The organism is Streptomyces liliiviolaceus, assembly GCF_018070025.1.
Taxonomy (GTDB): Bacteria; Actinomycetota; Actinomycetes; order Streptomycetales; family Streptomycetaceae; genus Streptomyces; species Streptomyces liliiviolaceus.
In genome coordinates, this window is record NZ_JAGPYQ010000001.1 from 438,301 (window position 1) to 459,561 (window position 21,261).

Below are 21,261 nucleotides of genomic sequence, written 5' to 3' on the forward strand. Positions count from 1 at the left end.
AGCCTCCCGTGCGGAGGGACAGGACGGAGCGGGGTACGCAGACGTCGTGGAGTGAAGCGGGCTGGGGCGCGGTGTGGTGGAGCAAGGTGGGGTGGAGCGAGGTGTGATGGAGCGGGGTGGGGCGCGGCCGCAAGGCTGCACGCCCCCGAAGGCCCGCCGATCCTCGCACGGGACTCCCGAGGTAGCGCAAGCCCCCTGTTACCGATGGATACTCATGTCCGCTTTTTCCGTCGCTCCCCGCCCCGCCCTCTCTTCCGCCTTCGCTTCCGCACTCGCTTTTCTCCGCCGTCCCTACGTCGCCGGACTGCCGGTGTCCGGTATCGGCAGCGGGCGCTTCTCGATCGCCGCGGCCATCACCTCCGGAAAGAGGTCGGGCGTACAGGCGAACGCCGGTGCGCCCAGCCCCGCCAACGCCGCCGCGTGTTCACGGTCGTACGCCGGGGCCCCCTCGTCCGACAGCGCGAGCAACGTCACGAACTGCACCCCGGACGCCTTCATCGCGGCGACCCGCTTGAGCATCTCGTTGCGGATGCCCCCTTCGTAGAGGTCGCTGATGAGCACGACCACGGTGTCGGCGGGACGCGTGATCTGCGACTGGCAGTACGCCAGCGCCCTGTTGATGTCCGTGCCGCCGCCGAGCTGCGTGCCGAAGAGGACGTCGACCGGATCGTCGAGCTGGTCGGTGAGGTCGACGACCGCCGTGTCGAAGACGACGAGCCGCGTGTTGATCGACCGCATCGAGGCGAGGACCGCGCCGAACACCGACGCGTACACGACCGACGCCGCCATCGAGCCCGACTGGTCGATGCAGAGGACGACCTCCTTCTTCACCGACTGCGAGGCACGTCCGTAGCCGATGAGCCGCTCGGGCACGACCGTGCGGTACTCGGGCAGATAGTGCTTGAGGTTGGCCGCGATGGTGCGGTTCCAGTCGATGTCCTGGTGGCGCGGCCTGCTGATGCGCGCACTGCGGTCGAGGGCTCCCGTGAGGGTCGCCCGGGTGCGGGTCGCGAGCCGCTTCTCCAGGTCGTCGACCACCTTGCGCACGACCGCCCGTGCCGTCTCCTTGGTCGTCTCGGGCATCGCCTTGTTCAGCGAGAGCAGGGTGCCGACCAGGTGGACGTCGGCCTCCACGGCCTCCAGCATCTCCGGCTCCAGGAGCAGGGTGGACAGGCCGAGGCGGTCGATGGCGTCCCGCTGCATGACCTGGACGACGGAGGACGGGAAGTACGTCCGGATGTCGCCCAGCCACCGGGCCACGGACGGCGCGGACGCCCCGAGCCCCGCCGAACGCTCCTGCCCCGCCCGTGCCCTGCCGCCCTTCCCGTTGCCGTAGAGCGCGCCGAGTGCCCCATCCATCGCGGCGTCCTGCCCCGCGAGCGCGCAGCCCGTACCGTCCGCGTCCTCCCCGCCCAGCACGAGCCGCCAGCGCCGCAGCCGCTCGTCGCCGACACCGGCTGCCTGGTCGGCGACACCGGTCCGGTCGGTCGTCCCGGTCCGGTCGGCCTGGTCGGTCGGTTCCGTGTTCACCGCTCCCCCGCTCATCGGCCCGCCCCCACAAGGTCGTTGTTCCCCGGACCACTGCGATCGCCGGGATCACCGACATCGCCGCCGGCCTCAGCGCCGGTCTCGGCCTCGTCCAGCCCCAGCAGCATGCGCAGCACCGGCAGTACGGCGCCTGCCCGGTCCTCGTCCAGGCCGGATGCGAAGCCGGGTGTCCCGGAGACGGTGTCCTCGACGCCCCCGCGCGGCCCCGGCCCGCGTCTGACCAGTTCGCCCAGGGTGCGGCGCACTCCGGGCTCGTACTCCGAGAAGGTGCGCCGCAGCAGCGGGAGCACGTCGGTGAACGCGTCCCCCGGCACACCGGTCAGCCAGGAGTCGACCAGGCCGAGCAGCCGTTCGTCGTGCACGAGCAGCATGCCGCCCCCCGATCCCCCGCCGACGAACCCCTCGATCCACGCCGCCGCGTCGCCCGGTGCGGTCCCCGGTGACAGGACCAGCCCCATGAGCCGGGCCGCCTCCTCCTGCCCCAGCTCCCCGTCGTCCAGCAGCAACCGGACGGCCCGCCCCCGGACGACGCCCGGAACGGTGTCCCGCGCGGAGAGCGTGCCCAGCACGGAGTGCCACCGGCCCCGTATGCCGGCCCGGGGATCGCCCGCGCCGTCCTCGGACACCTTGGCCCCTTCCGCCCCCTCGGCCAGCAGTCCCACCGCGCCGTGCACCGCGTCGACGTGGCCCCGCATCTCCTCGGCGGCCTCCGCGTCGAGGGCGACGCAGGCAGGGGGCAGCCCGACGAAGACCCGCTCCGCGAGCCCGGCGGCGACCTCGGAGAGGGCCCGGGTGTCCGTGCCCCGTACGTCGCCGTAGCGCAGGGAGCGGACGAGGGCGGGCAGCGCCTGGGCGAGGTGGCCGACGTCGGCGTCCAGGGCGGCCCGGTCGGCGAGGACGCGCATCACCACGGGGAGGGCGTCCGGGAGTTCGGCGAGAAGGCAGCGCTCGGCGAGGCCCGTGACGTCGGCCAGGGACCGGGCGCCGACCGCGTCCGTCTCGGCCTTGGCGGTCGCGGCGGCGATCACCGTCGTCCCCCACACCCCCGCCTCGGCGACGCGCACCGCCAGCTCCGGCTCCCAGCGCAGGCGCCAGGTCTCCCGGAACGTACCCGTGCTGCCGCGTGAGGCGACCGGCTCTCCCCACCCGACGCCGAGGAGGCGCAGCCGGTGCAGCAGCCTGCTGCGTCCGCCGTCGGTCTCCTTGCGCAGATCGAGCTCCAGCTCTCTCTCCTGTGCCTCCGGCTTGAGCCGTAGCCGCCGCTGGAGCCGGGCGAGGTCGCGCTGGAGCGGGACGGCTGGTGCCGCCTCGGGCACCTCGCCCAGCACGTCGCCCACGACGAGCCGGTCGTGCACCAGGGAGAGCGGGACGTCCGAGCCCTCGCACATCACGGCCCGTACGGCGTCGGTAGTCTCCGTGAGGCCCGGCAGGGGGCGGCCCCGCATCGCCGCGAGCGTGTCGGCGAGCCGTACCGCCTCGATGACGTGCGCGGAGGACACGGGCCGGTCCTCGTCGCGCAACAGCCGGGCCACCTTCGTCATCCAGCGCTCTACGGGTCGGTCGGCGCAGGCGAACAGATGCCCGTACCAGCCGGGTGAGTCGATGCCCGCCCCGTACCCACTCGTGCGGGAGAGCCGTCGGTGGGTCCAGGGGACCCAGGTCATGTCGGCCTTCACCTTGGGCAGTCCCTTGAGCAGGGCCCGGTCGGCGGCAACGGTGGTCCGCTGCCGCAGCGCGGGCACGTGCCAGGCGCCGCACACCACGGCCACGTCGTCCTCGAACTCCCGCTGGGCCGCCCGCACCTGGAGCCGCATGTACGCCTCGCGCAGGAGGTCCCGGTCGTTTCCCCCCGTCCCGTAGACCTCCCGCAGCGCCTCCATGGCCTCGCCGAGCGCCTCGAACGGTGCGAACGCGTCCTCCCCGCGCGCTCCCCGGTGCTCGATCACGTCCTCCCACCACCGCTCGGGGTCGTCGTAGCCGGCGGTCTCGGCGAGGACGGCGAGCGGGTCGATCCGCGCGGCCCGGGCGGGTTCGGAAGGGGCCCCGTCACGCTCCCCCTCGTCCTCCCCCGCCTCTTCCTCACCCCCCTCTTCCTTTTCGTCCAGGGCGAGTTCCTTCTCGTCCCGGGCGAGCGTGTGCGTGGCCGGGAGGTCGATGAAGCGGGCCGGCACCTCGTGCTCCAGGGCCCATCGGATGGCCACCCACTCCGGTGAGAACTCGGCGAGCGGCCAGAACGCCGACCGTCCCGGCTCGTCCACGACATGCGCGAGGAGTGCGACGGGCGGCCTCATGTCCTCCTCGGCGGCGAGCGCGATCAACGCGTCGGCCTCCGGCGGCCCTTCGAGGAGCACCACGCGCGGACGCGCCGCGTCGAGTGCCGCCCGTACGGCCCGCGCCGAACCGGGCCCGTGGTGGCGCACCCCGAGCAGCAGAGGCCCGGGCGGCCGGCGGACCCCCGCCTCGCTCCCCTCGGCGTGCTCGCTCACGCGCTCACCTCCCGGCACGCCCGGTAGAAGTCCTTCCAGCCGTCGCGCTCGCGCACGACCGCCTCCAGATACTCCTGCCAGATGACACGGTCGGCCGCCGGGTCACGGACGACGGCGCCGAGGATGCCCGCCGCCACGTCCCCGGCGCGCAGGACGCCGTCCCCGAAGTGGGCCGCCAGGGCGAGGCCGCTGGTGACGACGGAGATCGCCTCGGCGGTGGACAGTGTGCCGCTGGGCGACTTGAGCTTCGTACGCCCGTCGGTCGTGACGCCGTCGCGCAGCTCGCGGAAGACGGTGACGACGCGGCGGATCTCGTCGATGCCGTCGGGCACGGCGGGCAGGTCCAGGGAGCGGCCGATTTGGTCGACGCGGCGCGAGACGATGTCGACCTCGGCGTCGGCGCTCTCCGGCAGGGGCAGGACCACCGTGTTGAAGCGGCGGCGCAGAGCGCTCGACAGGTCGTTCACCCCGCGGTCGCGGTCGTTGGCCGTCGCGATGAGGTTGAAGCCCCGGACGGCCTGCACCTCCGAGCCCAGCTCCGGGATGGGCAGGTTCTTCTCGGACAGGATCGTGATGAGCGTGTCCTGCACGTCGGCGGGGATGCGGGTCAGCTCCTCGACCCGGGCCGTCATCCCCTCGGCCATGGCCCGCATGACCGGGCTGGGCACCAGGGCGTCCCGGCTCGGTCCGTGCGCGAGCAGCTGCGCGTAGTTCCAGCCGTACCGGATCGCCTCCTCCGGCGTACCGGCCGTGCCCTGCACGAGGAGGGTGGAGTCGCCGCTGACCGCCGCGGCCAGATGCTCGGACACCCACGTCTTCGCCGTGCCGGGTACGCCGAGCAGGAGCAGCGCCCGGTCGGTGGCGAGCGTGGTCACGGCCACTTCGACGATGCGGCGCGGTCCCACGTACTTCGGCGTGATCACCGTGCCGTCCGGCAGCGTGCCGCCCAGCAGGTAGGTCGCGACGGCCCACGGTGACATCCGCCAGCGGGCGGGCCGCGGGCGGTCGTCCTGCGCGGCCAGCGCGGCGAGTTCGGTGGCGAACGCGTCCTCGGCGTGCGGCCGCAACTCCTCGCCCTTGTCCGGCGCGGGCACGGCCGCGGGCACGCCTTCGGACTGGTGGTGGTTCGGGTCGACGGACACGGACATGGAGCGGTCCCCCTTGCGGCTCGGCCGGTTCGGATCTGGTACCACCGTGCACCACGCCACTGACAATCGGCTCTGACCTGCGCGGACGCGGCCGTCACAGGCGATTGTCAGTGGCGGGATCTACCTTCGGACTCATGACTCAGCAGGGGGTGCGCTGGACGGCGGATCAGGTGCTGGCACTGGCGCCTGACACCGCGTCACGCAAGGCGGGCAGCAAGCTCGGCGTGGCCGGGCCGTGGTCGGAGGCGGGCAGTTCCGAGGAGGGGACGGTATGGGGCCTGTGCAAGGGAAGCGGCAGCAAGCCGTACCGGACGGTGATCGACATCGCGGACTCCACCGGGCCCGCGTACAAGTGCAGTTGCCCGAGCCGCAAGTTCCCGTGCAAGCACGCGCTGGGGCTGCTGCTGCTCTGGGCCGGCGAGGACGGCGCGGTGCCGCCGGGGAAGGCGCCGGACTGGGCGGACGAGTGGATCGAGGGCCGGAGGAAGCGCGCGGACGACAAGCGGGCGGAGGGCGCGGCCGGTTCGGCGTCCGCGGGTGATCCGGAGGCGGCGCGGCGCAGGGCGGAGCGGCGGGCCGAGTGGATCACCGCGGGGGCGTCGGAGCTGGAGCAGCGGCTGACCGATCTGCTGCGGGGCGGTCTGGCCTCGGCGGAACAGCGGGGGTACGGGCTGTGGGAGGAGACGGCGGCCCGCATGGTCGACGCGCAGGCGCCCGGACTTGCCGCGCGGGTGCGGGAGTTGGGGGCGATACCGTCGTCGGGGCCCGGCTGGCCCGTGCGGCTGCTGGAGGAGTGCGCGCTGCTCCACCTCCTCGACCAGGGGTGGCTGCGCCGTGCCGCGCTGCCCGACGGGCTGGCCGCGACGGTCCGTTCCCGGATCGGGCTGCCCGGCTCGGCGGACGGCCCGCCGGTGCGCGACCGCTGGCTGGTCCTGGCCCAGTACGACACCGCGGACAGCCGCCTCACCACCCGCCGTATCTGGCTGTACGGGGCCGAGTCGGGGCGCACGGCTCTGCTCCTTTCCTACGGGGCCGCCGGGCGCGCACCGGAGCTGACGCTGCCCGTCGGGCTGACGCTGGAGGCGGAGCTGTCCGCGTATCCGGGTGCGGGGCAGTTGCGGGCGACGCTCGGCGAGCGGTTCGCCGCGCCGGCGCCCACGGGGTTCCGGCCGCCCGGGGTGGATGTGGCGCGGGCCGTCGCCCAGTACGGCGAGGCGCTCCGGGACGACCCGTGGCTCGAATCGCGGCCCGTGACGCTGGGCCGCGTCATACCGACCCCGGACGGCGACGACTGGCAGCTGGCGGACGCCGACGGGGAGTTCGCCCTGCCGCTCACTCCGGCCGCCCGGTCCCGCTCCGGGCTGTGGCGTCTGGTCGCCCTCTCCGGCGGCGCTCCGGTGACGGTCTTCGGAGAGTGCGGCCACCGCGGCTTCTCCCCCCTCACGGCCTGGCCCGAGGGCCCGGGCGAGGCGGTGACCCTGTGCTGACGGCACCGCGCTCCAGCCTTCTCGACTCCCTGACGACCCGCCTCCTACGACGCCTTCCACGAGAGGGACGCCCATGACCAGCACCCCTATCCCTGCCTCTGCTCCTGTCCCTGTCCCCGCTCCCTCGCCCACTCCCGTTTCCGCTCCCTCGTCGGCCTCCGCGGAGGCGTCCGCCGGGAGCCACTGGGAGGAGCTCGTGACCGTGGCGCTGCTGGGAACCACGCGGCGTACGCCGTCGGGGGTCACGTCCCGGCGCGACGCACCGACGGCGTTGCTGGACGCGGCGGCCGTGGAGACCGTGCGGAGACGGGCCGGGATGCGGCCTGGCCGCGCGGCGGCCCGGATCGAACCGGCGGCGGAGGATGCCCGTCCCGCGCTGCCGCCGGCGGCGGCGCGGCGGCTGACGATGCTGCTCGCCGACCGGCCGGGGGCGGGGAGCGGTGGCCGCCGGGGGACGGCCCCCGACCTCATGGAGCTGCTGCCGCAGTGGCTCGCCACGGCGAACCGGCAGGGTTTCGCGGCCCCTCCCCAGGCGCTGCCCGCTCTGCTGGACGCGGCCCGGGGGCGTACGGACATCCGGCCGGCGGTGCTGGCGTTCGCGGGGCCGCGCGCACTGTGGCTGGCCCGGCTGAACGCGGACTGGCGGTTCGCGCTGCGGGCGGCCCCGGGCGGCGGTGCCGTGCTGCCCGGACCCGAGGAGCCGGAGCGGATGCGCGCGTTGTGGGAGGAGGGGCTGTTCGCGGAGCGGGTCGCGCTGTTGGCGGCGGTCCGGGCGCGGGACGCTGCAGCCGCGCGGGATCTGCTCGCCGGGACGTGGGCGTCGGAGCGGGCCGAGGACCGGTTGATGTTCCTCGACTCGTTGCGGACGGGGCTGTGCGCGGCGGACGAGCCGTTCCTGGAGGGGGCGTTGGCCGACCGGAGCCGCAATGTGCGGGCCACCGCGGCGGAGCTGCTGTCCGCGCTGCCCGGCTCGGCGCTCGCCGGGCGGATGGCGGAGCGGGCCGGGTCCTGCGTCGCGGTCGACCCCACGCACGGCACGCCGACGATAGCGGTGGAGGCGCCGCACGAGTGCGATGCGGGCATGGAGCGCGACGGCGTGGTGGCGAAGGCTCCGGCCGGGCGGGGCGAACGGTCGTGGTGGCTGGGTCAGTTGGTGGAGGCCGCTCCGCTCGACACCTGGTCGCGGCGGCTCAGGGGGCGCACGCCGGAGGAGATCGTGGCGCTGCCCGTGGCCGACGACTGGCAGGACGAGCTGCACGCCGCCTGGTGCCGGGCGGCGGTGCGGCAGCGGGACCCCTCCTGGTCCAGAGCGCTGCTGGGGACACCGGCTGCGCCGGAGGCGGGCGGGCCGGGAGCGGTCTCCCTGGCGGAACGGGCCAAGCTGCTCGGCACGTTGGGCGCCGAGGAGCGGGCCGGGTGGGTGGCGGGATTCATCGCCGTGCACGGATTGTCGGAGGCGTTTCAGCTGCTCGGGGTGTGCGCGGTGCCCTGGGCCGGCCCGTTGGGGCGGGCGGTGGTGGACGCGCTCAACATCGCGCGGGACGCGGGGAGTTATCCATGGAGTTTCAGCGGGGTCATGGGACTGGCCGAGCGCTGTCTGGATCCGGCGGAGGCCGTCCGCCTCGAAGCGCTCACATCCGTCCCCGACGAATCGGAGAACACGTCTCCGGGCGCCGGAGGTTACTGGGCCGAATCCTTCCAACGCCTGGTGACGACCCTGCACCTAAGAGCAGCAATCCACACGGAACTCACGCAGCGTTAGCCCCGACCCAGCGATACGCACCAGGGGGCGCGGGGAACTGCGCGACCAACCACAACCCGCCTGCACCAACCCCCTCACCGTCACCCCCACCCTCCAGGGGCGCGGGGAACTGCGCGACCAGCCACGACGGACCCGCACCCACCCACGCACACCGGGCCCCCGGCCCCAGCGTTGGCCCCGGCCGACCCGCCGCGCGCAGCCCTACACAGGCCGGCGCACATTCGCCCGCACCCAGTCCACGACGGCCGTGGTCGTGGCCCCGGGCGGGAAGATCTCCGCGACACCCTTCGCCTTGAGCGGCGCGATGTCCGCCTCAGGGATGCTCCCGCCGCCGAACACCTTGATGTCCGCGGCGTCACGCTCCCTCAGGAGCTCGACGACCGCCGCGAACAGCGTGTGGTGCGCGCCGGGCAGGACGGACAGCCCGATCGCGTCGGCGTCCTCCTGGATCGCCGTGCCCACGACATGTTCGGGCGTCTGGTGGGGGCCGGTGTAGATGACCTCCATGCCCGCGTCCCGCAGCGCCCGCGCGATCGCCTTCGCCTCGCGATCGTGTCCGTCGAGCCCCGGTTCGGCCACCACCACGCGGATCGGACCGGCTGCCACACCCATCACTGCCTCCATGAACCGACTGCACCGATCTTCAGAGATCCGTCTCGCCCGGCGACTACCACCACGCCCGTACCCGTGCCTGCACCCGTATCCGTACCTGCACCTGCACCCGTACCGACCGGCCGCGCAGGCGACCCGCCACCGCGCCCGTCTCAAGCACGCATTTCAGACAGGCTCGGCCCAGCCGCCCCGCACCGCACGGTCCGGGAAAGTGAACGAACGTTATCTCCACCATCCCGCAACCGGCAGTTTCGCGGTGGAGACCGAGGGGGACATCACACGATGGGACAAGTTCGCAGCGCATCGATCCCGCACACCGCGACACACGGTTCGCACCCGGGACGGGCGCAAGGGAAACCGCTACGAGGTCTCCGCACCTCCGCGCCGTCAGCCGCGCGACGAGGTGGTGCGGCGCACCGGCGATCGCACGACGACGGACAGCCCGTCGCTCCACCGGCGTCACCCACGCCGCACGTGCACCGTCGCCGTCCTCACCCATCGGCTTCCCACGAGGGCACACGGGGGACAGCGGGTTCCTGCCGTGCGCCGACAGGAGGTCGGCCATGAAGGTCACCAGGGCACTGCTGCCCCTTCTTCCACTCTGTCAGCGCCTGCTCCCCACCAGACTGGCCGGGCTCTCACTGACCCTGCTGAAGGCGACGGCCCTGGAGATCGCGATCCTCGCCGGCCATCTCGTCCTGTACCCCTCCGGCATCACCCCGGAGCGCCGCCGGTCCCCGATCCCGACCCGGTCCCTGGCAGACCTGCCCGACCCGGACCTCGACGCGGACGGCACCGCCGACGCCGCCCGGCTGCCCACTCCGGACAAGCCTCCGGTCGTCCTCCTGCACGGCTTCATAGACAACCGCTCGGTCTTCGTGCTGCTGCGCCGCTCCCTGGCGCAGCACGGCCGACAGCAGATCGAGTCGCTCAACTACTCACCGCTGACCTGTGACATACGGACCGCCGCCGAGCTGCTCGGTCGGCACATCGAGGAGATCTGCGAGCGCACCGGCCGCCAGGAGGTGGACATCGTCGGGCACAGTCTCGGCGGGCTGATCGCGCGCTATTACGTGCAGCGCCTGGGCGGTGACGTCCGCGTCCGGACCCTGGTGACCCTGGGCACCCCGCACGCGGGCACCCGCGTCGTGCCGCTGATGAACGCGCACCCGATCGTCCGGCAGATGCGCCCGGGCTCCGGCGTACTAGAAGAGCTGCGCGAGCCCGCCCCGCACTGCCGTACGCGGTTCGTGAGTTTCTGGAGCGACCTCGACCAGCTGATGGACCCGCTGGAGACGGCGTGCGTCGACCACCCGGATCTGCTCGCCCAGAACGTGCGCGTGAGCGGAATCGGACATCTCGCCCTGCCGGTTCATCCGGCGGTCGCGGCCGGCATACGCCAGGCCCTGGACGCCGAGGAGGAAACCGCCCGCGCCGCCGCTCACACCGGCGGCCTGACAGTGGCGTGACCGGGAGGGCGTAGCCAAGAGGGCTCGATGGGCGGGACGTATCCGCAGAGGCTCAACCGGAAGAGGACGTCCGGCGTCGATCCGCCCCGAACCGGGGCAACGGGGAGCGACGGGAAACACCTAAGCGGAAGCCGAGTTCGCCTTCGGAGACGTCTTTTCTTCGAACGTTCATCGAACGCAAGGCCAAAGCTCTGCCCATCCTCCGCCGAAAGGCGGCCGAATGCCCCTTTCCTGAGAGGAGGAAACCTGTTGAAGATTGTCGCGCCCTCATACCGCCGGGTACAGTCGCCGCACTGCTCTGCCAGCCCCTGTTGTCGAGGCGAAAGAGAAGTTGGTGAACGACCGTCACCCGTCGGGGACCGTAACTCCCCCGGCTCCGGCTCCCGATGCCACCTCGGCGCACTACGCGTCCCATGGTCGGCAGGGGGTCCAGTACGGCGACTTCACCACGTACGACGGATACCCCGCCACCGGTTTTGACCCGGCCGCGACCGGTTCGTACGGCACGACGGGTGGTTACGACATGACGGGTGCCTACGCGACGACCGCGTTCGACACCGACCCCCTCTTCGGCGATCTGCCCGGCAACGGAAGCGGAACCGACGGGAGCGGCGGCGGGACGGGTTCGTACGGCACCACGACCGGGGCGGCCCACAGTGGCAACTGGACCGATTCCACCGGCAGTCATCAGACGCTGAACTACGACCCGTACGCGGCCCAGCACCACGCCGCCTACGAGACCGGCAGCTACGACACGAGCGGTGTCTGGCCGGACTCCGGCTATCAGCAGCTCGGCGAGATCCCGACGCAGGGCACGAGCCCCGACGGCACCGGGCAGTGGGACGCGAACGCCTGGCACCAGGCCGAACACGCCGCCCCCACCCAGCAGTGGACGGCGCCGACCTTCGAGACGGGCACGTACGACGCCACGGCGTGGAACTCGGACGGCGGCGAGCAGCCCCAGCCCCACACGCAGCCCCAGCCCCACACCCAGCTCCACCCGCAGGCGCAGCACGAGTCCTACGGTCTGCACGAGTCGCACGACCAGCAGGACGCTTACGACCAGCGGGAGTCGTTCCACCAGCAGGCCACCGCCACGTTCGAGCAGGTGCCGTTCGAGGAACAGGTCACCGCGCAGGGCGAGTTCATCCACTCCGGCCTCACCGATGCCGACGCTCTCGCCGACGCGGACCCCGACGTTCACGCCCGCTCCCATGATCATGATCACGCCGACGACGAGCCCGAGTTGCTCGACGGCGTCGAGGAGATCACCACCGCCGCGCCGGCCTCCCGGGCCGGGTCCCGCGCGGCCGGCCGTTCCGCTTCCCGGTCGCGCCGCCGCACACCGCCCAAGCGCTCCGCGCTGCTGACGATCGCCGTGCCGTCGGCGTGTGTGATGGGGGTCGCCGGCATCGCCGCCGCGTCCGTGACCGGTGGCGACGGCGGAGACGATGTCCAGACGACGGCCGCCGCGCCCGACGCGAGCGCCGTGAAACCGTCGGTCGCGAACAACAAGCTGGACGCCCAGCTGCAGAGCCTCTCCGCGGACGCGGACGACTTCGCGGACCGGGCGAGCCGCACGCAGGAACGTATCGACTTGAAGGCCGAGCAGGCCGCCGAGAAGCAGAAGGCGTTGGCCGAGGCGGCCCGCAAGGAGCGGCTGCGGCCGAAGTTCGCGGTGCCGGTCGCGCGGCACGGGCTCAGCGCCTACTACGGCCAGGCCGGTATCAACTGGATGTCCGTGCACACCGGTATCGACTTCCCGGTCTCGTACGGCACGACAGTGATGGCCGCGACGGACGGAACCGTCCGTACGCAGTGGAACAGCGCCTACGGGAACATGATCATCGTGACGGCCAAGGACGGCACGGAGACCTGGTACTGCCACCTCTCCACGTACAAGGTCGCCTCGGGGACGGTCGTGAAGGCCGGCGACCCGATCGCGTACTCCGGGAACTCCGGCAACTCCACCGGCCCGCACCTGCACTTCGAGGTGCGCCCCGGCGGCGGTTCGGCGATCGACCCGCTCCCGTGGCTCCGCAGCCACGGCATCGACCCCACCTAGAGGCTGTCCGACCCTTCCCGTCCGCCGCGCGACGCCACGCATGCCTGCCAGCGCCCGCTCGGCCTGCGAGCTCCCGCTCCACGGGGCCCGGAACCGGCGGAAGCCACCCGATCGGCGGCCCCGCCCTCACGTCCCGTCCAGCTAGCCAGCCAGCTAGCTGGCTACAGCTTCTCCACCGGTGCGTACCGCAGCAGCAGGCGCTTCGGCTTCTCGCCGCCGAAGTCGACCGTCGCTTCCGAGTTCGCCCCCATGCCCTTCACCCCGACCACCGTGCCGAGGCCGAACTGGTCGTGCGTGACCCGGTCTCCGACCGCCAGCGATACCACCGGCTTCTCCGAGGAACCGCGCCGCGTCGCGAAGCCGGACGCGCCCGAGGCGGCCGAGCGCGAGCGGGAGGACGACAGGGAGGCCGCCACACCACCGGCCGGGCCGGAGGCCACCGCTCCCATCGAACCCGTGCGCTTCCAGTCCAGATGCGCCTCCGGGATCTCCTCCAGGAAGCGGGACGGCGGGTTGTACGAGGGCTGGCCCCACGCGCTGCGCATCGACGCCCGCGTCAGATAGAGCCGCTCGCGCGCGCGGGTGATGCCGACGTACGCGAGGCGCCGCTCCTCCTCCAGTTCCTTGGTCTGGCCGAGGGCGCGCATGTGCGGGAACACGCCGTCCTCCATGCCGGTCAGGAAGACGACCGGGAATTCCAGGCCCTTGGCGGTGTGCAGGGTCATGAGGGTGATGACCCCGGAGCCGTCCTCGTCCTCGTCGGGGATCTGGTCGGAGTCGGCGACCAGGGCCACCCGCTCCAGGAAGGCGGCGAGCCCGGTCGGCGTACCGGCCTCGGCCTCACCCTCGCCCTCGTTGGCCGCCGTGCCCGCGCCCTCGCCGCCGGCCGCCTCCTGCTCGAACTCCAGCGCCACGGAGGCGAGTTCCTGGAGGTTCTCGATACGGGTCTCGTCCTGGGGGTCGGTGGAGGCCTGCAACTCGGCGAGGTAGCCGGTGCGTTCGAGGATCGCCTCCACGACGGTCGCCGGGCCCGCGCCGGACTCGACGATCGTGCGGAGGTCCTCCATCAGTGTGTTGAACCGCTTGACGGCGTTCGTCGAGCGGGCCGCCATGCCGTACGCCTCGTCGACGCGGCGCAGCGCCTGCGGGAAGCTGATCTTCTCGCGCTGGGAGAGCGCGTCGATCATCGCCTCGGCGCGGTCGCCGATGCCGCGCTTGGGCACGTTCAGGATGCGGCGCAGCGGTACGGAGTCCTCGGGGTTCGCGAGCACCCGCAGGTACGCGAGGACGTCCCGGACCTCCTTGCGCTCGTAGAAGCGGACGCCACCGACGACCTTGTAGGGCAGGCCGACCCGGATGAAGATCTCTTCGAAGACACGGGACTGGGCGTTCGTACGGTAGAAGACGGCGACGTCGCCGGCCTTCGCGTCGCCCGCGTCGGTGAGACGGTCTATCTCCTCGACGACGAACTGCGCCTCGTCGTGCTCGGTGTCGGCGACGTAGCCGGTGATGCGCGCGCCCGCGCCCGCGTTCGTCCACAGGTTCTTCGGGCGGCGTGATTCGTTGCGCTCGATGACCGCGTTGGCGGCGGTCAGGATCGTCTGCGTGGAGCGGTAGTTCTGCTCCAGCAGGATCGTCGTCGCGTTCGGGTAGTCCTCCTCGAACTGGAGGATGTTGCGGATCGTCGCGCCGCGGAAGGCGTAGATCGACTGGTCGGCGTCACCGACGACGCACAGCTCGGCCGGCGGGAGGTCGTCCTCCCGCGGCGGTACGTCCTCGGGGTGCGCGACGGGGTCCGTGGCACTGCCGACGAGCTCCCGGACGAGAGAGTACTGCGCGTGGTTCGTGTCCTGGTACTCGTCCACGAGAACGTGGCGGAAGCGGCGGCGATAGTGCTCGGCGACGTCCGGGAAGGCGCGCAGGAGGTTGACCGTCGTCATGATCAGGTCGTCGAAGTCCAGCGCGTTCGCCTCGCGCAGCCGCGACTGGTACATCGCGTAGGCCTGGGCGGCGGTCTTCTCGAAGCCGTCGGAGGCCTGGGCGGCGAAGTCCTCCTCGTCGATCAGCTCGTTCTTCAGGTTCGAGATCTTGGCGCTGAAGGACTTCGGCGGGAAGCGCTTGGGGTCGAGATCCAGGTCGCGGCAGACCAGGGCCATGAGCCGCTTGCTGTCGGCGGCGTCGTAGATCGAGAAGGACGACGTGAAGCCGAGCTTCTTGCTCTCGCGGCGCAGGATCCGCACGCAGGCACTGTGGAAGGTCATCACCCACATCGCGTGCGCCCGCGGGCCCACGAGCTGCTCGACGCGCTCCTTCATCTCGCCCGCGGCCTTGTTCGTGAAGGTGATCGCGAGGATCTGACCGGGATGCACCTTGCGCTCGCCCAGCAGGTGGGCGATGCGGTGGGTGAGCACACGGGTCTTCCCGGAGCCGGCGCCGGCCACGATGAGCAGGGGGGAGCCGTGGTGGACCACCGCCGCGCGCTGGTTCTCGTTCAACCCGTCCAGGAGCGCGGCCGGGTCCACGAGCGGCCGGGGCGCGCCGTCGCGGTAGTGGCCGTCCCTGCTCGGGGGCACGTCGAAGCGCCCGCCGAACAGGTCGTCCGGACCGTGGTCCGGCGCCTCGTCCTCGGGCGGCGGCGGGGGCTCTTCCTCGTGGGCCCCGGAGGGCTTGAGGTCCGCCAGGAAGCTGTCATCAAAGAGGCTGCTCATCGCTCTCCGAGTCTAGGCGTCCCCACTGACACCCGGCCGCCACCCCGGAAACTCGGCGGAATCCCGGCCGGGCGGCCATGGGCAGGGCTTCACCCGTGATGAGCACGCCATTACGCACGGTGGCCACCGCGGCGGCGACGGGGTGCACTGCGGTCCCGTCACGGGGCGCGGACTTCAACCCGCATCTGAACGGCGTACGGACGGCCTCCGTATAACCGTGCGAAGGCGGGGCGCGCAGGCAACCGTGCGAAGGCAGGGTGTGCCGGCCACCACCTGCCGGAGGGCATCCCCGAGCCGACCGGAAGCCGGTCCGTCGGCTCGGGCGCCGCGCCGGGACCCGATCGGCCCACTCCCGCACCCCGGGGACAACTCGGAGCAGATCGCGACCAATTGACGTCGCCGGACGACGCCCGTGGTTCAGGTCACGAAAATGTATCGGGCATATCGCACATCAAACTTCACAGGTGCCACACGTATTGGCTAACTTTCGCGTAGGCCGCTCGACCCGCACCGGCGAACAACGCCGGGCCGAGCGGGCTCCGCCGAATCCGGCTGCCCTCGTGGCCTCCGGAACCGGGGACCCAACCGATCCTGGGGTGAATCGGTCCGAACTCCCGCGTGGGACAAGGACCGTAGGGCAAACCTTCCGAAGCACTCGCCCGAACCCGACAGCTAACTCGGTAGGCGGATGACGGAAGGAGACGCCCTCGTGGCGCCACACCGCAAGTCGCGGCCCCCCAGTTCCCTGGGCATCCGCACGCCTGCCCTCGCCACCGCGGCCCTGACCTCGGTGGCCCTGCTCTCCCAGACGGCGGACGCCTCGCCGGCCGCGGAGCCCAGGCCGAGCACGGAGGAGGTCCAGAAGAAGATCGACGACCTCTACCAGCAGGCGGGCACGGCCACCGAGAAGTACAACGCCGCCAAGGAGAAGACCACCAAGCAGCGCAAGCGCGTCGCCACGCTGCTCGACGACGTGGCGCAGCGCACGGAGAAGCTGAACTCCGCGCGTGAGGCGCTCGGGACGTTCGCCGCGGCGCAGTACCGCACCGGAGCCTCCGCCCCCGACAGCGCTTCCCTCCTCCTCGCGGACAACCCGCAGGACTACTTCGACCAGACCCAGCTGATGAACCGGCTGACCGCCCGCCAGAAGCAGGCCGTCGACGAGTACGTCACCCAGCGGGCCACCACGTCGAAGAAGCGGCAGGAGGCCTCCGAGGGCCTGGAGACGCTCACCACGACGCAGAACACGCTGAAGACGTCCAAGGCTGACGTCCAGCGCAAGCTCGCCGAGGCGCGCGAGCTCCTCTCCAAGCTGACCGCCGAGGAGAAGGCCCGCCTGGCCGCGATCGAGCGGAAGAAGCAGGAAGAGGCCCAGCGCAAGGCGGACGAGCTGGCGCGGCAGCAGGCGGCCGACGCGGAGCGCCGGCGCCAGGAGGCGGCGACGCAGGGCACGGGAGCTGGTACCGGTACCGGTACGGGCACCGGGAGCACGGCGGGCTCGGACTCCGCCTCCTCCACCAAGGCGGCCAAGGCGCTCGCCTTCGCCCGCGCCCAGATCGGCAAGCCGTACGTCTGGGGCGCGAGCGGTCCCGGTTCGTACGACTGCTCCGGTCTGACCCAGGCCGCATGGAAGGCCGCCGGTGTGACGCTTCCGCGCACCACCTGGGACCAGGTCGACACCGGCACGACGGTCTCCGTGGACAACGCCCAGCCCGGCGACCTGGTCTTCTTCTACGACGACATCAGCCACGTCGGCATCTACATCGGCGACGGCATGATGATCCACGCTCCGAAGCCGGGTGCGTACGTCCGCGAGGAGTCGATCTACTACATGCCGATCCACAGCGTGGTGCGGCCGGGCTGAGAGCCCACCGGGGACGGGGACGGGGACGGGGTCCCACAGGGAACGCGGACGGGGTACGGCACGTGGGTGCCGTACCCCGTCCACGTTCCGGGCCGGTTTCCGGGGCGGCTCCCGAGACAGTTTCCGGGGCGGCTCCCGGCGCGGTCGCTCAGGTCCAGAGCACCGCGATGAAGACGTTCACCGTGGTCAGCCCGCCCACCAGGGCGAACAGGCCCTTCTCCACCTTCTCGTCGTCGCGTTTGACGTAGACGAGGCCGAGGATCACGACCAGGAGTGCCAGCTTCACGCCGATCTTGACGTTACTGACGGTCTGGTCGTCGGCCTGGTTGAGGCCGACGAGGACCGCGCCGGTGACCAGCATGGTCAGCGCGCCGTGGAGCATGGCGGGGGTGAAGCGGGCCGTGCCGTCGCCCATGGCCTTCATCTGGGTGAGGAAACCGCCCAGCAGGGAGGCGATGCCGATGATGTGCAGGGCGACGAAGACATGAATGAGTACGTCCATGAGCCCGGACCCTAACCGGACGCCCGCATACCGCCGCGCACCGGCCCACACCCCGGCTCCTGGCGGGCCCGGTGGCGGAGCCCATAGCACCGCCGCGTGTGCCGCTCCCCCACAACGCGTCCATCGGTCACCCCACCACGCCAAGTCGCCGGCACCGGGCCCGGATCACGGTCGCACCCGGTCAGCTCGTGGCCGAGTGCCACCACTTCCGTACATGCCGTTACCACCGGCGCGTCGTGAGGTTTAGCGTCCTTCCCCAGGTGACCGGCTCCCCACCACAACCGCCCGGGCCAGGGCGGCAGTCGGCACCACCGCCAAGAGGTCCGGCGGCGGTCCGCTCCCCCTGTGCGGGCTGCCGCCGGACGTGCAACCAGCCCCTGAGGGCCACCGCCGTGGACGTACCAGTGCCTCGGCGGCTACGGAAGGAACGTGGATCGCACGTGGCAGCGCACCGCAAGCCCCGACAGCGCTCACTCGGCGGCGGTACGGCCCGCACCGCCTTCACCATCGCCCTCGCGGGCGCGGCGAGCGCGACCGGGTTCGACGGGACGGGGGTCGCCGCACCCGAGCTGACACCGGCCCAGGTGAAGGCGAAGGTCGACAAGCTGTACCAGGAGGCGGAGGTCGCCACCGAGAAGTACAACGGCGCGAAGGAGAAGTCCACGAAGGCGGCCGACCGGCTCGGCACGCTGCAGGACGAGGCCGCGCGCAAGACGGAACGGCTCAACTCCGAACGTGACGCGCTCGGTTCCCTGGCGACCGCCCAGTACCGGGACGGCGGCGTCGATCCCTCGCTGGGGCTGATGCTCTCCTCGGACCCCGATCGATATCTGGACGGGGCCGCGTTCGCCGAGCGGGCCGGCAGCAGGCAGGCCTCGGCGGTCTCCCGCGTACGCACACAGCTGCGCGACATCGAGCAGTTGCGCGGCGCCGCCCACATCGAACTCGCCTCGCTCGAAGCACGCCAGGCGGACCTGAAACGCCACAAGAAGACAGTCACCGGCAAGCTCGGCGAGGCACGCCAACTGCTCTCGCGGCTGCCGGACGCGGACCGGGACCGCATCGGCGCGGACGACCCGGACACCGCGCGCGCCTCACGGTCCGGCCAGGCCCCCCGCGGCCTCGGCCAGGGCTCCGCCTCCACGACCGCGCCCAACTCCCGGGCGGCGGCCGCGGTCTCGTACGCCTACGGGAAGCTCGGCAGCCCCTATGTGTGGGGGGCCACCGGTCCCGACGCCTTCGACTGCTCGGGGCTGATGCAGGCCGCGTACCGCTCCGCGGGCGTCTCACTGCCCCGGACGACGTACGCGCAGATCAACGCGGGCCAGCGCGTCTCCCGTTCCGCACTCCAACCCGGTGACCTGGTGTTCTTCTACTCGGGCATCAGCCATGTGGGAATGTACGTGGGCAACGGACAGATGGTCCACGCACCCAACCCGTCGGCTCCGGTACGGGTCGCGCCCATCGACGAGATGCCGTTCGCGGGGGCGACGCGGGTGGCGTGAGCCCGGACTCGGCATCGCCGGCGGGCAGGGCGGCGGGGCGGCGCTACACCAGCCTTCGCGCCGTCGCCCACCGCGTCAGCTCATGGCGGTTGGAGAGCTGGAGCTTCCGCAGGACCGCCGAGACATGGGACTCGACCGTCTTGACGGAGATGAAGAGCTGCTTGGCGATCTCCTTGTAGGCGTACCCGCGGGCGATGAGGCGCAGGACCTCGCGCTCGCGCTGGGTGAGGCGGTCGAGGTCCTCGTCGACCGGCGGGGCGTCGGTGGAGGCGAAGGCGTCGAGGACGAAACCGGCGAGGCGGGGCGAGAAGACGGCGTCGCCGTCCTGGACGCGGAAGACCGAGTCGACGAGATCCGTGCCGGTGATCGTCTTCGTCACATAGCCGCGGGCGCCGCCCCGGATCACACCGATGACGTCCTCCGCCGCGTCCGACACCGACAGTGCGAGGAACCGCACCGGCTGCTCGGGGTCGGCCATCAACGGCGAGCAGCGGCGGAGCACTTCGACCCCGCCGCCGCCCGGGAGGTGCACGTCGAGCAGGACCACTTCGGGTCGGGTCGCCGTGATGACCGTGACCGCCTGGTCGACGTCCGCGGCCTCGCCGACCACCTCGACGCCGGTCCGCTCGGTCTGCCCGATCTCCGCCTGGACTCCGGTACGGAACATGCGGTGGTCGTCGACGAGCACCACGCGCACCCGCCGCCCGGGCGCGGAAGCCGCCGGGTCCTCCGCCGAGCCCGCGCCGGCCGCACCCGCACCGGTCGCGCCGGCGTCCGGCCCGACTGCTCCGGCCGCTCCGGTCGGTTCGCTCGCGTCGCTCATGTCTCCGCCCTCTCCATCTCCAGCTCGACCTCCGTGCCGCCGTCCGGCACCGCGCGCAGCCTGGCCGTACCGCCGTTGCGCTCCATGCGGCCGATGATCGATTCTCTGACGCCCATGCGGTCGGCGGGTATCGAATCCAGGTCGAATCCGGGACCGCGGTCCCGGACCGACACGAAGACGGTCCTTCCCTCGACCTCGGCGAAGACCTGTACCGCGCCGCCGTCGCCACCGTACTTGGCCGCGTTCACCATGGCCTCCCTCGCGGCCTGCATCTGGGCGGCGGTCCTCTCGTCGAGCGGGCAGTCGCCGACGACCACGACCTCTATCGGAACACCGTGCTTGTCCTCGACCTCCGCCGCGCTGCGCTTGACGGCCTCGGCCAGGGTGTCGGGCTCGTCCGCCTCGTCCTTGCCGGTGCCCTCCGGTTTGTAGAGCCAGTTGCGCAGGTCGCGCTCCTGGGCGCGGGCGAGGCGCCGGACCTCGCTCGCGTTCTCCGCGTTGCGCTGTATCAGGGTGAGGGTGTGCAGTACCGAGTCGTGGACGTGCGCGGCGACCTCGGCCCGCTCCTGGGCGCGGATGCGCATCAGGCGCTCCTCGGAGAGGTCCTGGGTCATGCGCACGAGGTACGGGCCCGCCAGCAGCGCTATCCCGACGAGGACGGCGAGCGCGGCCTGCAGGACCGAGCCGAGGTGGGCGGCGGAGCCCTGCAGAACGAATATCCCGGAGACCCCCGCGGCGACGAGCAGGACACCGGCCGCGGAGCGGAGCAGGCTGATCGTGCGCTTGCGGCGGCCCACCTCCATCCAGCGGGCCCGGCGGGCGTTGTCCGCCTGGCGCCAGACCAGGGCGACGCCCGCGCCGACGAGGACGGTGGGCCAGAGGTAGGCCTTGGCGCCGCCGCTCAGGTCCACGTTCCCCACGAAGACCAGGGCCACCACGACCATCGCGAGCAGCGCGACGATCTGGCCCTTGTCGGGCTTGCGGGCCACGAGCCTGCGGCGGCCGTCGGGGGAGGTCTCGGTGGCGAGGGCGGGGGGCCTCTCGGCGTCCACGCCGCCGACGCCGAGGGGGACGAAGAACCAGAACGCCGCGTACAGCAAGGCTCCGAGGCCGTCCGCCATGAACAGGCCCGCGAAGACGAGCCGGACCCAGATCACGGGCAGGCCGAGATGCCCGGCGAGCCCCCGCGCCACGCCCCCGAGCCAGCGTCCGTCGCTGCTGCGGTAGAGCTTGCGCGGAGGCCGCGGGTCCTCGATGGTCAGAGCTGCGGCGTCCGGCATGC

14 protein-coding genes and 1 riboswitch are annotated in these 21,261 nt (G+C 72.2%); of the genes, 6 read left to right on the forward strand and 8 right to left on the reverse strand.

The window, feature by feature from the left end:
• Positions 1–291 precede the first annotated feature (291 nt).
• From J8N05_RS01915 to J8N05_RS01925, 3 genes are read right to left on the reverse strand one after another with little or no spacing between them, the layout of a single operon-like run.
• Positions 292–1,545 carry a vWA domain-containing protein gene (locus J8N05_RS01915; protein ID WP_247706115.1) on the reverse strand — a complete coding sequence of 418 codons (1,254 nt, stop codon included), beginning with the start codon at positions 1,543–1,545 and terminating at the stop codon, positions 292–294.
• Complete coding sequence (locus J8N05_RS01920; RefSeq protein ID WP_210880753.1) at positions 1,542–4,034, reverse strand: DUF5682 family protein; 2,493 nt, start codon at positions 4,032–4,034, stop codon at positions 1,542–1,544. The genes J8N05_RS01915 and J8N05_RS01920 overlap by 4 nt, the downstream gene beginning before the upstream one ends.
• The gene (locus J8N05_RS01925; RefSeq protein ID WP_210880754.1) at positions 4,031–5,182 is read right to left on the reverse strand and encodes an ATP-binding protein; all 1,152 of its coding nucleotides are present in this window, start codon (positions 5,180–5,182) and stop codon (positions 4,031–4,033) included. The genes J8N05_RS01920 and J8N05_RS01925 overlap by 4 nt, the downstream gene beginning before the upstream one ends.
• Positions 5,183–5,316: 134 nt before the next feature.
• Here J8N05_RS01925 and J8N05_RS01930 point away from each other — a divergent pair, with 134 nt between their 5' ends.
• Entirely contained in the window at positions 5,317–6,669 is a 1,353-nt protein-coding gene (locus tag J8N05_RS01930) for an SWIM zinc finger family protein (protein WP_210880755.1), read from the forward strand.
• A gap of 73 nt (positions 6,670–6,742) precedes the next feature.
• Complete coding sequence (locus J8N05_RS01935) at positions 6,743–8,431, forward strand: DUF5691 domain-containing protein (protein WP_247706116.1); 1,689 nt, start codon at positions 6,743–6,745, stop codon at positions 8,429–8,431.
• A gap of 201 nt (positions 8,432–8,632) precedes the next feature.
• Here the strand turns inward: J8N05_RS01935 and J8N05_RS01940 are convergent, their stop codons facing one another.
• The gene (locus tag J8N05_RS01940) at positions 8,633–9,043 is read right to left on the reverse strand and encodes a cobalamin B12-binding domain-containing protein (RefSeq protein ID WP_210880757.1); all 411 of its coding nucleotides are present in this window, start codon (positions 9,041–9,043) and stop codon (positions 8,633–8,635) included.
• Positions 9,044–9,606: 563 nt separating this feature from the next.
• On the opposite strand from J8N05_RS01940, the gene J8N05_RS01945 reads away from it, so the two are divergent.
• Both J8N05_RS01945 and J8N05_RS01950 read left to right on the forward strand, forming a co-directional pair.
• Positions 9,607–10,512 carry a lipase family alpha/beta hydrolase gene (locus J8N05_RS01945; protein WP_210880758.1) on the forward strand — a complete coding sequence of 302 codons (906 nt, stop codon included), beginning with the start codon at positions 9,607–9,609 and terminating at the stop codon, positions 10,510–10,512.
• 334 nt (positions 10,513–10,846) lie between these two features.
• Positions 10,847–12,577 carry a M23 family metallopeptidase gene (locus tag J8N05_RS01950; protein ID WP_210880759.1) on the forward strand — a complete coding sequence of 577 codons (1,731 nt, stop codon included), beginning with the start codon at positions 10,847–10,849 and terminating at the stop codon, positions 12,575–12,577.
• A 161-nt stretch (positions 12,578–12,738) separates the two neighbouring features.
• Here J8N05_RS01950 and pcrA read toward each other — a convergent pair whose 3' ends face one another.
• Entirely contained in the window at positions 12,739–15,285 is a 2,547-nt protein-coding gene (gene pcrA / locus J8N05_RS01955) for a DNA helicase PcrA (protein WP_210880760.1), read from the reverse strand.
• A 530-nt stretch (positions 15,286–15,815) separates the two neighbouring features.
• Positions 15,816–15,987, forward strand: a riboswitch (cyclic di-AMP (ydaO/yuaA leader).
• 7 nt (positions 15,988–15,994) lie between these two features.
• Here pcrA and J8N05_RS01960 point away from each other — a divergent pair.
• Positions 15,995–17,149 carry a C40 family peptidase gene (locus J8N05_RS01960; protein ID WP_210880761.1) on the forward strand — a complete coding sequence of 385 codons (1,155 nt, stop codon included), beginning with the start codon at positions 15,995–15,997 and terminating at the stop codon, positions 17,147–17,149.
• Between the two features lie 148 nt (positions 17,150–17,297).
• Here the strand turns inward: J8N05_RS01960 and J8N05_RS01965 are convergent, their stop codons facing one another.
• Positions 17,298–17,651, reverse strand: coding sequence for a hypothetical protein (locus J8N05_RS01965; protein WP_210880762.1), 354 nt, complete (start codon positions 17,649–17,651; stop codon positions 17,298–17,300).
• A gap of 440 nt (positions 17,652–18,091) precedes the next feature.
• Here J8N05_RS01965 and J8N05_RS01970 point away from each other — a divergent pair, with 440 nt between their 5' ends.
• Positions 18,092–19,156 (forward strand): C40 family peptidase, encoded by a 1,065-nt coding sequence (locus J8N05_RS01970; protein ID WP_210880763.1) that lies wholly within the window; start codon positions 18,092–18,094, stop codon positions 19,154–19,156.
• 43 nt (positions 19,157–19,199) lie between these two features.
• Here J8N05_RS01970 and J8N05_RS01975 read toward each other — a convergent pair whose 3' ends face one another.
• Together J8N05_RS01975 and J8N05_RS01980 are read right to left on the reverse strand one after the other, a co-directional pair.
• Complete coding sequence (locus J8N05_RS01975; protein ID WP_210880764.1) at positions 19,200–19,979, reverse strand: LuxR C-terminal-related transcriptional regulator; 780 nt, start codon at positions 19,977–19,979, stop codon at positions 19,200–19,202.
• Positions 19,976–21,259 carry an ATP-binding protein gene (locus J8N05_RS01980; RefSeq protein ID WP_210880765.1) on the reverse strand — a complete coding sequence of 428 codons (1,284 nt, stop codon included), beginning with the start codon at positions 21,257–21,259 and terminating at the stop codon, positions 19,976–19,978. Before J8N05_RS01980 ends, J8N05_RS01975 begins: the two co-directional genes overlap by 4 nt.
• Between the last annotated feature and the right edge of the window lie 2 nt (positions 21,260–21,261).

What these genes read in the sequence shown, in the direction of transcription:
- J8N05_RS01915 (WP_247706115.1), bottom strand. Translation starts at nt 1,545, where the DNA reads ATGAGCGGGGGAGCGGTGAACACGGAACCGACCGACCAGGCCGACCGG.
- J8N05_RS01925 (WP_210880754.1), bottom strand. Translation starts at nt 5,182, where the DNA reads ATGTCCGTGTCCGTCGACCCGAACCACCACCAGTCCGAAGGCGTGCCC.
- J8N05_RS01930 (WP_210880755.1), top strand. Translation starts at nt 5,317, where the DNA reads ATGACTCAGCAGGGGGTGCGCTGGACGGCGGATCAGGTGCTGGCACTG.
- J8N05_RS01935 (WP_247706116.1), top strand. Translation starts at nt 6,743, where the DNA reads ATGACCAGCACCCCTATCCCTGCCTCTGCTCCTGTCCCTGTCCCCGCT.
- J8N05_RS01940 (WP_210880757.1), bottom strand. Translation starts at nt 9,043, where the DNA reads ATGGGTGTGGCAGCCGGTCCGATCCGCGTGGTGGTGGCCGAACCGGGG.
- J8N05_RS01945 (WP_210880758.1), top strand. Translation starts at nt 9,607, where the DNA reads ATGAAGGTCACCAGGGCACTGCTGCCCCTTCTTCCACTCTGTCAGCGC.
- pcrA (WP_210880760.1), bottom strand. Translation starts at nt 15,285, where the DNA reads ATGAGCAGCCTCTTTGATGACAGCTTCCTGGCGGACCTCAAGCCCTCC.
- J8N05_RS01965 (WP_210880762.1), bottom strand. Translation starts at nt 17,651, where the DNA reads ATGGACGTACTCATTCATGTCTTCGTCGCCCTGCACATCATCGGCATC.
- J8N05_RS01975 (WP_210880764.1), bottom strand. Translation starts at nt 19,979, where the DNA reads ATGAGCGACGCGAGCGAACCGACCGGAGCGGCCGGAGCAGTCGGGCCG.
- J8N05_RS01980 (WP_210880765.1), bottom strand. Translation starts at nt 21,259, where the DNA reads ATGCCGGACGCCGCAGCTCTGACCATCGAGGACCCGCGGCCTCCGCGC.